Here is a 13,908-nt window from a genome sequence, read left to right as displayed (position 1 = left end):
TTCTTGCGTGGCTTCGCAATGAATGTTTCGTATAGTAGAAATACGACAATAACTGTTAACCCGCACCATAGAACTAATTGATTACCATTCATGTTCTGCCCATTCTCACTGTATCTGGAGAAGGAGGCCGGTATTCTCCTTCGTCACTTACAAGACTCACCGGGCCTCTAAAACGATTAGAAGCTTTCTCCCAATGTAAACCTAAAGCCAAAAATTTTCATGTAGTTTTTGACACTCTCTTCTTTAGTTTAGAGTGGACAAAAAATTTGTACATGTACAAATTTATCAAGCTCAGTAAAAGCCTGGCCCACTTTATTTTTTCTATCGCGTTCGCTAAGAAAAATACGTTGTAACCTAACAAAAAGTACAGAAGTTGAAACGTATTTTAGGAGCGTTTCTTGTTATAGCGAGAGGTGAACAATGAGCTTTGTCCTTACCAGCGAAGAACTAGTAGAGATTACGGGCAGGAAGCAAAGAGGGAAGCAGATAGAGCAGCTTATACGAATGAAGATTCCATATGAGCTAAACGCAATCGGTAAGCCTATTGTTGTGCGCCAATGGATTGAATCCCGATATTACAGCCAGTCTTCGCACAAGCAAAGTGAGTCCGCTCGCACTAATCTAATAAGGCGAATGACAACGGGAGAGTTATAAATGCCGAGAAAAAGAAATGCTGTGAATCGAAACTTGCCGCAAGGGATGTACTATAACAAAAAGGGACAGACGTTTTATTTACGGCAGGCCACTGGCGGGGATGTGAACTTAGGAAAAGAGCAGTCTGAGGCGATCCAAAAATACTATGTGCTAGTTGAAAACACATTAAATTCATCTACTTCAGTAGCCGATATGATTCATCGCTATATGTTGGAAGTTTCTCCTTACCGAGCAGAAACGACGCACAAAACTAACGTCGGCAGAGCGAAAAAACTCTTGGATGCTTTTGGAGACTTTGACATTGCAGAGTTAAAAACTCGGGATATCCAATCATACTTGTACTACCGAAGAAACACGCCAATTGACGCCAACAGAACCGTAGCGTTGCTCCGTTCAATGTATGGAGCTGCTGTAAGATGGGGGGTAATTGAGCATAATGAGAACCCAGCGCAAAACTTGCAGTTTCATCCCGAAAACGTCAGCGACAGATTAGTACTGATGTCTGAGTTGAATGCTTTCAAAGAGTTTTGCCCAGATTGGATGAAGACTTACATAGACCTTAAGGTATGCACAGGATTGCGCCAGAGCGATATGCTCCGTCTCTCATCCGAGAACTGGAAGGATAAAGTAGGTTTATTTGTTCAAACATCCAAAACTCAATACAAAACATGTTTCAGGGCCGGAAAGGAATTTTCAGCCCTTGTTGAAAATATACTCGACAAAGCTAATGAGAGAGGCGGTCGTGAGCCGCATGGGAAATGCCACTTTTTCCCTAATCAGAACGGTAGGCCCTATACGCCAGATGGTTTTCGAACTATGTGGTATAAAAGCATGCAAAAAGCACTAAAGTCAGGTAAATTAAAACAATCTTTCAAAGAGCGAGACATTCGTGCGATGGCAGCAACTAATTGTGCCAACCTGGAAGATGCGAGGCGACTGATGGGTCACAGTAGCGCCACAACAACATTGCGCAGTTACCGAAAAGGTTATGAAGACGTAATGCCAAATATTAAGATAGACCCAAAGCTTTTGTAGTTAAGTGAAAACTAGCTTAACTAAATAAATCACTAACTTTTAGCGAATTTATTTTAGGAAATATTTTTCAGAAAGGTTAGGAATAACAATGGTTTGTTGTCACGAAAAGGTGGATTGAAAATCCGCGTGTCCCTGGTTCGATCCCGGGTCGAGGCACCATTCTTAGAAGCCCTGAACAGAAATGTTCGGGGCTTTTTTGATCCGGGGAATAAAAAGCACCGGCCGTGCTATGCTGCTGCGTGGCGCGTTACCAACCCGCCTCAGGGCATTATTCTTAGAAGCCTCGCACTTGCGGGGCTTTTTTATTCCGGGTGAATAAACAGCACCATCGTGTCGGTGCCAGTGCCTGGCACGTTGCGATCCCGCTTTAGGGCCATTCTTGAAAGCCTCTCATTCGAGGGGCGTGCTTGCAGTTCAGACAAAGGGCCGGGTTTTTGCTCAATACAGATTTTACATATTCCTTTTCCACAAAAGGAGGTAAAGGATAATAGATTAATGTGGTGGTTGATTTTTATTCAGTATGCTGGACTGAGTTGAAAACATAGTGCTTTATTTTTCACTTTCATAAATTAAATAACGTCACAAGTTAATACTTTTAACCAACGGAAAATTGATTGGCGTATAAATTTACTGATATTATTTTAACGGGCGTATTGAAAGCCTAATCTAATAGCCACTAATAAATGGCAGTTGTATTAATTATAAAACGGATTTTTTATGAAGTTTAATATAAATAAAAAACTAAGTTGTTCAATATTGCTAGCTGTATCAGCTTTTGTTGGGGCTGCAGATGCGGCTCTTATAACTGAGACGTATCAATACCGGATAACAGAAGCAAAAGGAAGCTATCTAGCCAATGGGGTTGGTGATTTAGTAACGTTTACCGCTACCTTCAATGATACCCATGAGTTTATTACCGTATTACACAATAACGGAGAAAAAACTACTCATTGCAGTAAGTATGTGACTTTTTCCTGTGATGATTACGCGGCGGGGCATTATCCCATGATGAGCGATATTGATATCAGGACATTTGAGTCAGTTTTTGAAATAAATAAACTGACTGAAGATGGTGGGAGAAGGTACGACTCGAGTAACTCAGAGTACGCGTTTCGTCAAATTACGAGTAATGGATTAGATCAGCTTGGCATAAGATTTAATCACCTAAGGTTTACGGATACTTTAACTTTTCCAGAACATAACCCTGGTCAGCTATCTTTCAAATATACAGATAGGTTCGGGAGGCATCATCAGGTCGGTTATGGCTTTGAAAAAGTATCTTACTCGGCAGCGCCTGCAAGTGTATCAGTTTCGAGTCCTGCAACTATCGCCCTTGCTGGGCTCGGGTTGATGGGTATAGGATTGACTAAACGCAGAAAAAATTAAATTTGAGCCAAAAGAGTGATTTTTTGCTTAACTTGCAGACCTCACTCTTCAAAGCCTCGCACTTGCGGGGCTTTTTTGATCCGGGGAATAAAAAGCACCGACTGAATCGGTGCCAGACTTACAAGCAGTTACTTCGCGGTCGCCGGGCAAATTTCCTTACCCCACCATTCGCCTTCTACGTGTTTGACCACTTCACCATCGTGGATCATCAACCCATCGGTCTGATAGCCCTTGTAGCCGCCGAACAGGTTTTTGGTGTTCAGTGTTACGCACACCAGATAACCGTAATATACGTCATCCAGCTCATTGCCCAGCCAGTAGCGTACCGGTTCATCGATTTGTTTATAGCGGGTGGCATCAGGGTCACGGAGTTCCTGCTGATAATAGTCCCGGACTATCTGTTCATAGTTTTCGGGAAAAGGACCATAGTCGGCGTTGTCCACGTCGGTTGGTGTAGGCAGCGTGGCACATCCTGCCATAAGGGTTAGTGCAAAAATTCCCACCATCCAGCGCATAGTATTTCCTCTTGTTAAAGTTAAGCTAAAGCCACAAAGTTCACAGTAGTGTAGCCCGAGTTCTGTGTTTTCGGTAGCACTGCCAGGTCACTGGCCGCCGGTGTGTTTTCAGCAACGCAGCGTATCTGGCAAGAGCCTTGCAAAAGCCGCACCTTGTGTTCGCATCAACAGCGGTGATCCTGCTCGGCAGTTGGCGCTTATGAATGGCAAAAAGTGAGTGACAAATCATTCTTAGGTATGTCATCAGGCACCTGTCAACACAGCACGGAATGCTATAGTCACGCTATTGAATGCGACACATCCACACTAGGTTCTCCGTTGTCGCAAAATTAAATAATATGGAAATGCATGGGGGCATTTATGAAATCACGTACTCTACTCGCGATTGGTATGCTGGTCGCTTCACCGTCGCTATTTGCCAACACTTTCAACCCGTCGCCGGGTGCCTGTAGTGGCGTGAATAAAGAAATTAGCCGGGTGAGCAAAGAGCTGAAAGAAACCAAATCTTCTATTCAGGGCGAGTGGCTCAAAAAGCAGTTAAAAGCACTGGAAAGCAAGAAACGTTCTTGTTCGTCGAAAGGCCTGACCACTAACTAAGTCAGTCAGACCTGAAGCCGGGTGGTGCGCTCACACAGTGAGCTTGGTCAGTAACTCTGGCAGGCTTGCTACCTCCAGATTGGGGGCAGGCGCCAGCGGATACGGCATTTTACCCGGCCGTGAAACAAACGCCGTTTGCATGCCACATGCAGCGGCGCCCATAATATCCCACCCATGAGCGGCAATCATCATCGCCTGCGAGGGCGTCACGCCAGCTTGCTCCATTGCCCATTCATACACTTTGGGGTAGGGCTTGTAAGTGCGAATATTCTGCACACTTAATACCTTATCAAATTGCGTATAAACCCCGGCGTAGCGCAGCTGCTTATCCAACCCTTGGGCGGCGGAATTGGACAGCGCCACTAACTGAAAGCCTTCGTTACGTAATGCCTCTAGTCCCTCCGCTACGTCCTCGTGGGGTGGCAGGCTCGTCATCGGTTCGGTGATAATGTCTTGCGCGTCAGCTAGTTCAAGCGTCTTGCCGTTAGCGTTCGCCGTCATCACCAGCGCCGCGGCGCCGATTTCGGCGAAGTCGTGAAAGCTGTCGGTGGCCATTTCTACCAGCGAATAATGCAGTAGCGTGGAAAACCAAACGGGTACCAGATTTTCATCGCCAAGCGCATTACCGACGGCTTCGCGCACAGCATTCATGTCCAGCAGGGTTTCGTTGACATCAAAGAACAGGGTCTGAGGTTTACGGATCATAGCAACTCAATATTATTGAACAGGGTAATTTCATAACGGTGGCGACGGATGTCAGATCACTGTTCAGTTGCAAGGCATTTACAATAATTAGTCAAAGATTGTTTAACAATGCTTCACATTTACTCTTTTTTCGCTATACTCGCCGCCCAACCAGTGCATCAGCACGTCCGTGTTCACAACACGTCATAAAATCTGCAAAAAAACGACGGAGAAACCCTAATGAGTGTCATTTCGCCCTCACTGCGAAACGGTCTGCCTGCGCGCGCGTCTTTACTGGCGGCCGTAATCGCAGCACTGCTGAGTCCTACCGCTCTGGCTCAGGAAACCGAGCAAGAAGTTAAAGAAACGGACGTTGAAAAAGTATTGGTAACCGCTCGGAAGCGCACAGAAAGCATTTATGAAACACCCACTGCGGTTTCTTCTATTGGGGAAGGTTTGATTGACGACACCAACGTCACCAACCTTGACGATGTAGGCAAATACGTACCGAATCTGAATATCAGCCGCTATGGTGTAGGGAATACCGGTCACGCGTCGGTGTTTATCCGTGGTATTGGTCTGCAGGATCACATTATCACCACCGACCCAGGTGTTGGTGTTTACCTGGATGGCGTATACCTTGGCCGTCAGATGGGCGCGAACATGTCGCTGCCCAATATTCAGCGTGTGGAAGTACTGCGTGGCCCACAAGGTACGCTGTATGGCCGTAATACCCTGGGTGGCGCGGTAAATATTATTACCAAGCAGCCGGGCGATCAGGATATTGCCACGGTCTCAGCGCGGGTAGGTACCCGAGGACGCCTGGCCACAGACGTGTATGTAAACTCTGATATCACTGACGATTTCAGTGTATCAGCCACCGGCTCTTTTAAGCGTCGTGACGGTGTGGGTGAGGCGGTTAATCTGACCAACCCAGAAAAAGAGATTGGTGAAGAGCAAGAGTACAGTGGCCGTGTTGCTGCCAAGTACCAGTTCACTAACGATTTCTCAGTGACTGCCGCGTTTGATTTTGTAGAAAACGAATCAGGTCAGTCGCCATATACCATTGAGTTTACTGATGACCGCCCGACTAATTTCAGCATTAATGACGGTGAGTTTTATCTGCTCGACCCGTCGCTGATCCCGGACGACCCTGACGACCTGGGTACCACCGTGGCCGGTATTGAGTCTACCGAGTACTCGGGCTGGGGCGCTGCTGTTACGGCACAATGGGCAGCCAGCCGCAATATTGATGTGAAGATTATTGCCAGCACCCGTTCGTCAGAATACGAAGGGGGTCTGGATGATGACGCCTCGCCGCTGAACCTGTCTGAATTCCCGGAAACCGGTGAAGCCGACCAGTCGTCGCTGGAACTGCAAGTTAACGGTGCCTACGAGAACTTTGACTTCGTTTCCGGCCTGTACTACTTCAACGAAGACGGCAATACCAAATCAGGTCCGTGGGTATTCAGTCCGTTCAATGTACCGGATGGTCTGCTGAATGACGGTGTAACACCGGTGACAGATGTGTGTGGTTTCTGTGGTGGTTACGGTTATTTTGACCTGGAGCAGGAAACCAATGCGTACGCTGCGTATGCCAACGTATCTTATAGCCTGACTGAAAAGCTGTCGGTAGGCGGTGGTCTGCGTTACTCCCGTGACGAAAAAGAAGCCAATGCGCTGTTCCCCTCGTTCGGTGGCGAGCGGGCATACCGTGAAGCAGACTTCAGCGAAGTTACCTGGGACGTAAACACGGCCTATAAACTTAGCCGTGACATGAATGTGTACGCCACTATCCAGAAAGGCTACCAGACCGGTGGTTTCCCGCCGCGACCATTTGGTGGCCCACAGCAGTTCGTGTCGTTTGACGAAACCACTGCCATTAACTACGAAATGGGTTTAAAAGGTAAGGTTGCGGATCGGGTCTCCTTCATGGCAGCTCTGTTCCATACTGAATATACCGACCTTGCTCTGCCTTATTCTGACCCACAGTCAGGTGGCGGGTTCGTAACCATTGTGGAGAACGCAGGTAAGTCAGAAGCTCAGGGTATTGAGCTGGAAGGCACTATCGATATCTCTGACAACTTCATATTGCGGACTGCAGTAGGTTATCTGGATGCCGAAATTGCTGAAGTGGACGAGAATGTTATCGGTATCGGCGAAGGTGATTCACCGGCCCTGACACCGCGCTGGACCGTGATGATCGCTCCGAGCTACTTTATCGAACTGGAAAACGGTGATTTAGTTACCTTAAACGCCGATTACTCGTTCCGAGGTGAGATGCAGGGACAATCGTCGTTTAACGAATACGAGATGATCGATTCACGTGAAATGGTGGGCTTCAGTGTGGTTTATGAGCCGGCTGCCGGTGACTGGTCTGTCAGTCTGTACGGTAAGAACGTACTCAATGAAATCTACGACCAGGGCCGTCTGGCGCAAAACGGTTACGTAGGGATCGTACGCAGCAATGACCGCAGTGAGTTTGGTCTGCGCTTCACGAAAACGTTCGACTTATACTAAGTCCTGACGTCCGATAGCTAACGACAAAGCCCGCTTAATGCGGGCTTTTTGTTATTTTTTATGCTGTTAATAACAAGTAAACGCACCTTTTAGTAACTCTGTCGAGTTGTGGTACTTCGCTGTGTGCTTTATGGCACAATCCGCTGCGAAAATATAACAACAATAATGACAGGGTTATATGATGTACAAACGCGTAGCTACCGCGCTTCTGGCTTGCTGGCTGGGAGCAGCAGTGGCAAACCCGGTAACGGAACCCGGGGAGCCTCAGGCGGAGCGGCCTGAAATTGAACAGAAAGACGAGCCGGGTTCAGGCAAAGTAGCGTTCGCCGGTGAAACCGATGCCGCTACCTTTATACCTTTTGTGGAAGGCGGCACTGTGGTGGACGGAATTCTTGACGAACCACAGTGGCAGCAGGCGAATTCTGTGACACTGGATTTTGTCACCCGCCCTTATGAAAACACCGCCAGCCCGGTGAAAACTGAGGTTAAGATATTTGAAAACGGCGATATGCTGCATGTCGCGTTTATCGCTCAGGACCCAGACCCCACTGCCATCCGTGCCTTCTACCGGGATCGTGACCGTATCTGGAGTAATGACCTGGTAGGGGTGAAGCTGGATACCTTCAATAATGAGCGCCTGGCCTATCAGTTTTTTGCCAACCCGCTGGGCGTGCAGGCCGACTCTATCGAAAACGAAATGACCGGCCAGGAAAGTGACAGCTGGAACGCCATCTGGGAGTCTGCCGGCACCATTACTGACACAGGCTATGTGGTGGAAATGGCGATTCCACTACGGGTACTGAATTTCGAAGAGAGCTCACAACCGAAAACCTGGGGTGCCGAATTTGTGCGTATGTACCCCCGCGAAGACCGCATGCGTCTGTCCAACATGCCGCTGGACAGAGACAACGCCTGTGCACTATGCCAGATGGGCGAGGTGCGGGGGTTTGAGCGCGCCACGCAGGGAAATAACCTGGCGATTGTGCCTACCCTGGTGCTGGGCAAAGGAAAAACCCGTGACCCGTTCACCGATGAAGGATGGCAGGACACCGACGCCCGGGAAGTCGGATTAGATGTGAAATGGGGCATCACCCCGCAGATGTCATTGCAGGCTACCCTCAACCCTGACTTCTCGCAAGTTGAGTCCGATGTAGCGCAGGTTAGCATTAATAATACCTTCTCATTATTTTTCGATGAACGGCGGCCTTTCTTTGTGGAAAACGCCGGCTATTTCACCAGTAACCAGCGGCTGGTGTACACCCGCAATATCGCGACGCCAGACTATGGCGCAAAGCTAACCGGTCAGAGCGGGAAACACACCTTTGGGGCGTTTGTGGCGGATGATCAGGTGACCCGCTTTATTGTTCCGGGCAACCTGAGCTCCAGCGTGGCAGAGCTGGACAGTGATACGGTAAACGCCGCCCTGCGTTACCGTTATGATGTGAGCAATGATTTGTCTATCGGCATGGTGTCTACGCTGCGGGAAGCGGATGAATACCATAACTATGTGACCGGGGTGGACGCGAAGTATCGCCTCACGCCGCAGGACACCCTGCGCGCCCAGTTTGTGGTTTCTAATACCCAGTACCCGATTACGCTTTATCAGGACTTTTGCGACAACGACTGTACCAACAGCGAAGACTCCAGTGAAACTGCCCTGCGAACCCGCAAAGATGACGCCTTTACCGGCAAATCATGGCGGGTGAATTATCGCCATGATGAGCGCGACTGGTTCTTCCGGGCCGACCAATACGCCAACTACAAAGATTTTCGCGCCGACCTGGGCTTTGAAACCAAAGCCGACTTTCACCGCAGCGTGATTGGGGGCGGCTACCGGTGGTGGAATAATGACAGCTGGTGGAATCGTATACTGTTAAGTGGCGACTGGGATATCACCCACAACGATGCCGGCGAGTTGTTGGAGCGTGAAGCGGAAGCGTACTTGAGCGTCCGTGGCACCATGCAGTCCTTTGTGGAAATTGGCCATGTAAAGCGGGAACGCCTGGGGTTGCGGTTCGATCCTTCCGTACTCACAGTGACCAACAATGCCACCATGTTTGAAGAAGACTCTACCAGTTTGTACATGGAAGCCCGGCCCAGTCCGATCATCTATGTCAGCAACTTCATTCGGGTAGGTGACCAGGTCGATTTTGCCAATAACCGGCTTGGCGACCAGTTGTATACCGAATCCCGGTTGGATATGAATATTGGTAAACATGCACAGGTTCGGTTGCGCCATACCTACAGCAACCTTGATGTGGACGGCGCGCAGTTATTTACCGCCCGGCTCAGTGATATGCGTGTGACGTACCAGTTTGATGCACGACAGTATCTGCGCTTAATTGTGGCGTATAACAATATTCATCGTAACCCGGATAATTACGACGCCGAAGTTGAACCGCTTACCCGGTCGTTGGGTGTGCAATTACTGTACTCATATAAACTTAATCCGCTGACCAAGTTTTTTGTCGGGATGGCCAGTTCAGGATTTCAGGAAGCACCGCTTCAGGAACTGAAAGAAACCGAGAAGTCGGTATTTATGAAGTTCAGTTACGCGTGGTTACAGTAGCCGTTGCTACGAACTTTCACCGGTGATTGCCGGCATTAAAAAAGGGCCTGTTGGCCCTTTTTTGCTAGTCAGTAACCCGCGTTACTATTGCTTGCTGCCTTGCTTGGCAACCGCGTCCATCATGGCTTTTACAGAGTCAGCATCGCCCAGGTATTCTTTTGAGATGGGCTTCATGTTTTCGTCCAGTTCGTAAACCAGCGGCACACCCGTGGGAATATTCAGATTCAGCACTTCGTCATCTGACATACCATCTAAGTATTTCACCAGTGCGCGCAGGCTGTTGCCATGAGCGGCAATAATGATGCGCTTACCAGCCTGAATGGCAGGACGGATCTGATCGTGCCAGAACGGCAGTACCCGATCGATAGTCAGTTTCAGGCTTTCACCGCGAGGCAAAATATCCGGGTCTATCTGGCTGTAGCGACGGTCATGGCCCGGGAAGTGCTCGCTGTCCATTTCTACGGCCGGTGGCGGTACATCAAAGCTACGACGCCAGATTTTTACCTGTTCTTCACCGTGCTTCTCGGCGGTTTCTGCTTTGTTCAAACCAGTCAGGGCGCCGTAATGACGCTCGTTCAAACGCCAGTGCCGCTCTACCGGAATGTAGTGCTGACCCATTTCATCCAAAGCGATATTCAGCGTTTTAATAGCGCGCAGCAGTACCGAGGTGTAAGCCAAATCAAACTCGAAGCCAGCTTCTTTCATCAGTTGGCCCGCAGTAGTAGCCTGCGCGACACCTGTGTCAGTTAAGTCCACATCGTGCCAGCCGGTGAAACGGTTTTCCAGATTCCACTGACTTTCGCCATGACGAATAAGTACCAGTTTATACATAGTTAAATTACCTGTAGGTAGGAGTTGATGAAAAGTCTGCTGCACGCACGGCGCCTGCTGTGGCCCCGCCGTCTATGTTGTGGAGCATATCATCTTCGATACGCTCTGAAAAATCCAGCACGGCCCGGCAGGTTATACCAGCCACCTTTAGCAACTGATGCAAAACAGAGCAGATTACCGCTGAGGGGCTCCGGTAAAAATAAAAAAGATCACACGGGCTCTGGCCCGTTTGACAGGCTTTAGACAAAAGGTTGAAACGGCTTATCCCGTCAGGTGAACTTTTTTTTAGATTGCAGGCGTATACACTGGTTAAAAGTACGCCTATTTCGGCACCAAACGAGGTTGGCGCATTAACTCTGCAACAAGTAAAAGGATGACGAACGCGTGAAATATCAATCTTATTCTAAGCTCAGTGTGGGTGGCAATGAGTATAAAGCCATCAGCTTCGACCAGGTAGCTCAGAAATACGACCTCGGGCGCCTGCCATTCTGCATCAAGATATTACTGGAAAACCTGTTACGGCATGAGCACGAAGAGTTCGTGGACAGCGCCGATATTGACCACGTAGCGAAGTGGGATACCAGTGACGACAGCGAGCAGGAAATCTCCTTTGTGCCGGCCCGGGTTATATTGCAGGACTTTACCGGGGTGCCCGCCATCGTGGATTTGGCGGCCATGCGGGACGCCGTGGACTCTCTGGGAGGCGACGCGCAGGCGATTAATCCACTGAACCCGGTAGAGCTGGTTATCGACCACTCGGTGATGGTGGATTATTTTGCCAATGAAGACTCTTTCGAAAAGAACACCGACATTGAAATTCAACGAAACCGGGAACGCTACCAGTTTTTGAAGTGGGGGCAGTCCTCCTTTGATAACTTCAAAGTGGTGCCACCAGGTCGCGGCATTGTGCATCAGGTGAACCTTGAATACCTGGCTCGTTGCGCCTTTACCAAGCAGGAAGGCGATACCACCTACGTGTACCCGGATACCCTGGTAGGTACTGACTCTCACACCACCATGATCAACGGCCTGGGGATTTTAGGCTGGGGTGTTGGCGGTATCGAAGCGGAAGCGGCCATGCTGGGGCAGCCGGTGACCATGCTGTTACCGAAAGTGGTGGGCTTCCGTCTGTCAGGAAAATTACCCGCCGGCGTAACCGCCACCGATATGGTATTAACCATTACCGAGCAACTGCGAGAACACGGTGTGGTTGGCAAATTTGTTGAGTTTTACGGACCGGGGCTGAAGTACCTGACCACGGCAGACCGGGCCACCATCGCCAACATGGCGCCAGAATATGGCGCAACCTGCGGTATTTTCCCGGTGGACAGTGTGGCACTGGATTACCTGAACCTGACAGGCCGCGATGAGAAACAAATCAAACTGGTAGAGGAATACACCAAATCTGCCGGCTTGTGGCACGACGACAGTACCAAGGATGCCACTTACCACGAAACACTGGAGCTTGATCTGGGTGAGGTGGTGCCATCCATTGCCGGGCCTAAACGTCCACAGGATCGCATTCCGCTGACCAAGGCCGCAGGTGCGTTTACCGACTGGTATCGTTCGCAAATTGATGTGAAAACGCTGGACGAGGAGTCGAAATTTGTCGCCGAAGGTGGCACGGCACCTGAGCTGGACGAAGAACACGATTCGTATGTGGATTACAATGGCAGCCAGTTCCATCTGGAAGACGGTGCCATTGTCATCGCGGCTATCACCAGCTGTACCAACACGTCTAACCCGTCGGTGCTGGTGGGTGCCGGTCTGGTAGCGCAAAAAGCCGTGGAACTGGGACTGGTACGCAAACCCTGGGTAAAAACCTCGCTGGCCCCTGGCTCGCAGGTGGTCACTCAGTACCTGGAAGACGCCGGCCTGATGGAGCCGCTGGAAAAACTTGGCTTTAACCTGGTGGGCTACGGCTGTACTACCTGTATCGGTAATTCTGGTCCGCTGCCTGATCCCATTACCGATGCGGTACGCAAAGCCAAGTTAACGGTCACCTCAGTATTATCAGGCAACCGTAACTTCGAAGGGCGTATTCACCCTGACGTAGCCGCCAACTATCTGGCCTCGCCGCCGCTGGTAGTAGCCTATGCGCTGGCCGGCAACATGAAAGTGGATATCACGTCGGAGCCTATAGGACAGAGTAAAGACGGCAAGCCGGTGTATCTGAAGGATATCTGGCCTACTGAAGATGAAATTCAGTCGAAAGTACGCGAGTTTGTGACCGGCGATCTGTTTAAAACTAAATATGCGGACGTATTCAAAGGTAACGAGATCTGGAATAACCTGGATGTGTCGACTACGTCCGTGTATGACTGGCCTAAGTCGACCTACATTAAACATCCGCCATTCTTTAAGGATATGGGCGACACGCCTGCGGCGCTTAAATCCATTGATAATGCGCGCTGCCTGGTGAAAGTGGGTGACTCCATTACTACCGACCATATCTCTCCGGCGGGGGCGATAGCGCCGGAAAGTCCGGCTGGCGAGTACCTGCAGGAGCAGGGCGTGGATCCGAAAGACTTCAACTCTTATGGCTCTCGTCGGGGTAACCATGAAGTCATGATGCGGGGCACCTTTGCCAATGTCAGGCTGAAAAATCAGCTGGCACCGGGCACCACGGGCAGTGCCACCACGCACTTCCCCAGCGGTGACGGTATGTCTATCTTCCATGCAGCCATGCGCTACATGCAGGATGAGGTTCCTGCTGTAGTAATAGGCGGCAAGGAGTACGGTACCGGGTCAAGCCGGGACTGGGCAGCGAAAGGGCCGTCGCTGATGGGCGTAAAAGCCGTAATGGCAGAAAGCTATGAGCGTATTCACCGCTCCAATCTGATTGGGATGGGAATATTGCCACTGCAGTTTAAGCCTGGTGACAGCGCCGACTCGCTGGATATCCGCGGCGACGAACGCTTCTCAGTAGCTGCCGTCGGGAAAGGGCAGAAAGAAGTTGAGGTAACTATTACCTCGGACGACGGTGACACCAAGCAGGTCATGATGGACGTGCGCATCGATACCGCGAATGAGTTCACGTACTTCGAGCATGGCGGTATTCTGCATTATGTGATCCGGGAATACCTGAAAAAATAACCGCTACAGTAATAAGCAAGC

10 protein-coding genes are annotated in these 13,908 nt (G+C 49.8%); 7 read left to right on the top strand and 3 right to left on the bottom strand.

Annotated elements, in window-relative coordinates:
• The first annotated feature begins 420 nt into the window (after nt 1-420).
• The 3 genes from OCL06_RS16205 to OCL06_RS08600 all read left to right on the top strand — a co-directional run bounded on the left by OCL06_RS16205 (nt 421) and on the right by OCL06_RS08600 (nt 3,075).
• On the top strand, nt 421-654 hold the full coding sequence (locus tag OCL06_RS16205) for a DUF4224 domain-containing protein (protein ID WP_373318463.1): 234 nt from the start codon (nt 421-423) through the stop codon (nt 652-654).
• Nucleotides 655-1,689: a tyrosine-type recombinase/integrase gene (locus OCL06_RS08605; RefSeq protein ID WP_262993492.1), complete on the top strand. Its 1,035-nt coding sequence runs from the start codon at nt 655-657 to the stop codon at nt 1,687-1,689. It abuts the gene before it with no gap.
• Nucleotides 1,690-2,406: 717 nt separating this feature from the next.
• A complete protein-coding gene (locus tag OCL06_RS08600; protein WP_262993490.1) occupies nt 2,407-3,075 on the top strand; it encodes a PEP-CTERM sorting domain-containing protein in 669 nt (222 codons plus the stop codon).
• 128 nt (nt 3,076-3,203) lie between these two features.
• Here the strand turns inward: OCL06_RS08600 and OCL06_RS08595 are convergent, their stop codons facing one another.
• Complete coding sequence (locus tag OCL06_RS08595; protein WP_262993487.1) at nt 3,204-3,590, bottom strand: hypothetical protein; 387 nt, start codon at nt 3,588-3,590, stop codon at nt 3,204-3,206.
• 360 nt (nt 3,591-3,950) lie between these two features.
• On the opposite strand from OCL06_RS08595, the gene OCL06_RS08590 reads away from it, so the two are divergent.
• On the top strand, nt 3,951-4,187 hold the full coding sequence (locus tag OCL06_RS08590) for a hypothetical protein (protein WP_262993485.1): 237 nt from the start codon (nt 3,951-3,953) through the stop codon (nt 4,185-4,187).
• 30 nt (nt 4,188-4,217) lie between these two features.
• Here OCL06_RS08590 and OCL06_RS08585 read toward each other — a convergent pair whose 3' ends face one another.
• Nucleotides 4,218-4,892 (bottom strand): haloacid dehalogenase type II, encoded by a 675-nt coding sequence (locus OCL06_RS08585; protein ID WP_262993483.1) that lies wholly within the window; start codon nt 4,890-4,892, stop codon nt 4,218-4,220.
• A gap of 219 nt (nt 4,893-5,111) precedes the next feature.
• Here OCL06_RS08585 and OCL06_RS08580 point away from each other — a divergent pair, with 219 nt between their 5' ends.
• Both OCL06_RS08580 and OCL06_RS08575 read left to right on the top strand, forming a co-directional pair.
• Nucleotides 5,112-7,391 (top strand): TonB-dependent receptor, encoded by a 2,280-nt coding sequence (locus OCL06_RS08580; protein ID WP_262993481.1) that lies wholly within the window; start codon nt 5,112-5,114, stop codon nt 7,389-7,391.
• Nucleotides 7,392-7,569: 178 nt separating this feature from the next.
• Nucleotides 7,570-9,960, top strand: a complete 2,391-nt coding sequence (locus tag OCL06_RS08575) for a carbohydrate binding family 9 domain-containing protein (RefSeq protein ID WP_262993479.1) — start codon at nt 7,570-7,572, stop codon at nt 9,958-9,960.
• An 84-nt stretch (nt 9,961-10,044) separates the two neighbouring features.
• On the opposite strand, the gene gpmA is transcribed toward OCL06_RS08575, so the two are convergent.
• Nucleotides 10,045-10,791 carry a 2,3-diphosphoglycerate-dependent phosphoglycerate mutase gene (gene gpmA, locus OCL06_RS08570; protein WP_262993477.1) on the bottom strand — a complete coding sequence of 249 codons (747 nt, stop codon included), beginning with the start codon at nt 10,789-10,791 and terminating at the stop codon, nt 10,045-10,047.
• A gap of 384 nt (nt 10,792-11,175) precedes the next feature.
• Between gpmA and acnA the strand changes: the two genes are divergently transcribed.
• Nucleotides 11,176-13,887, top strand: coding sequence for an aconitate hydratase AcnA (gene acnA / locus OCL06_RS08565; protein WP_262993475.1), 2,712 nt, complete (start codon nt 11,176-11,178; stop codon nt 13,885-13,887).
• Nucleotides 13,888-13,908 lie beyond the last annotated feature (21 nt).

This window comes from Alteromonas salexigens (genome assembly GCF_025628895.1).
Taxonomy (GTDB): Bacteria; Pseudomonadota; Gammaproteobacteria; order Enterobacterales; family Alteromonadaceae; genus Alteromonas; species Alteromonas salexigens.
This window is presented reverse-complemented; position numbering and strand designations above follow the sequence as displayed.

Coding starts and splice junctions, on each gene's coding strand:
- OCL06_RS08600 (WP_262993490.1), top strand. CDS start 2,407: ATGAAGTTTAATATAAATAAAAAACTAAGTTGTTCAATATTGCTAGCT.
- OCL06_RS16205 (WP_373318463.1), top strand. CDS start 421: ATGAGCTTTGTCCTTACCAGCGAAGAACTAGTAGAGATTACGGGCAGG.
- OCL06_RS08595 (WP_262993487.1), bottom strand. CDS start 3,590: ATGCGCTGGATGGTGGGAATTTTTGCACTAACCCTTATGGCAGGATGT.
- OCL06_RS08580 (WP_262993481.1), top strand. CDS start 5,112: ATGAGTGTCATTTCGCCCTCACTGCGAAACGGTCTGCCTGCGCGCGCG.
- OCL06_RS08585 (WP_262993483.1), bottom strand. CDS start 4,892: ATGATCCGTAAACCTCAGACCCTGTTCTTTGATGTCAACGAAACCCTG.
- gpmA (WP_262993477.1), bottom strand. CDS start 10,791: ATGTATAAACTGGTACTTATTCGTCATGGCGAAAGTCAGTGGAATCTG.
- OCL06_RS08590 (WP_262993485.1), top strand. CDS start 3,951: ATGAAATCACGTACTCTACTCGCGATTGGTATGCTGGTCGCTTCACCG.
- OCL06_RS08575 (WP_262993479.1), top strand. CDS start 7,570: ATGATGTACAAACGCGTAGCTACCGCGCTTCTGGCTTGCTGGCTGGGA.
- OCL06_RS08605 (WP_262993492.1), top strand. CDS start 655: ATGCCGAGAAAAAGAAATGCTGTGAATCGAAACTTGCCGCAAGGGATG.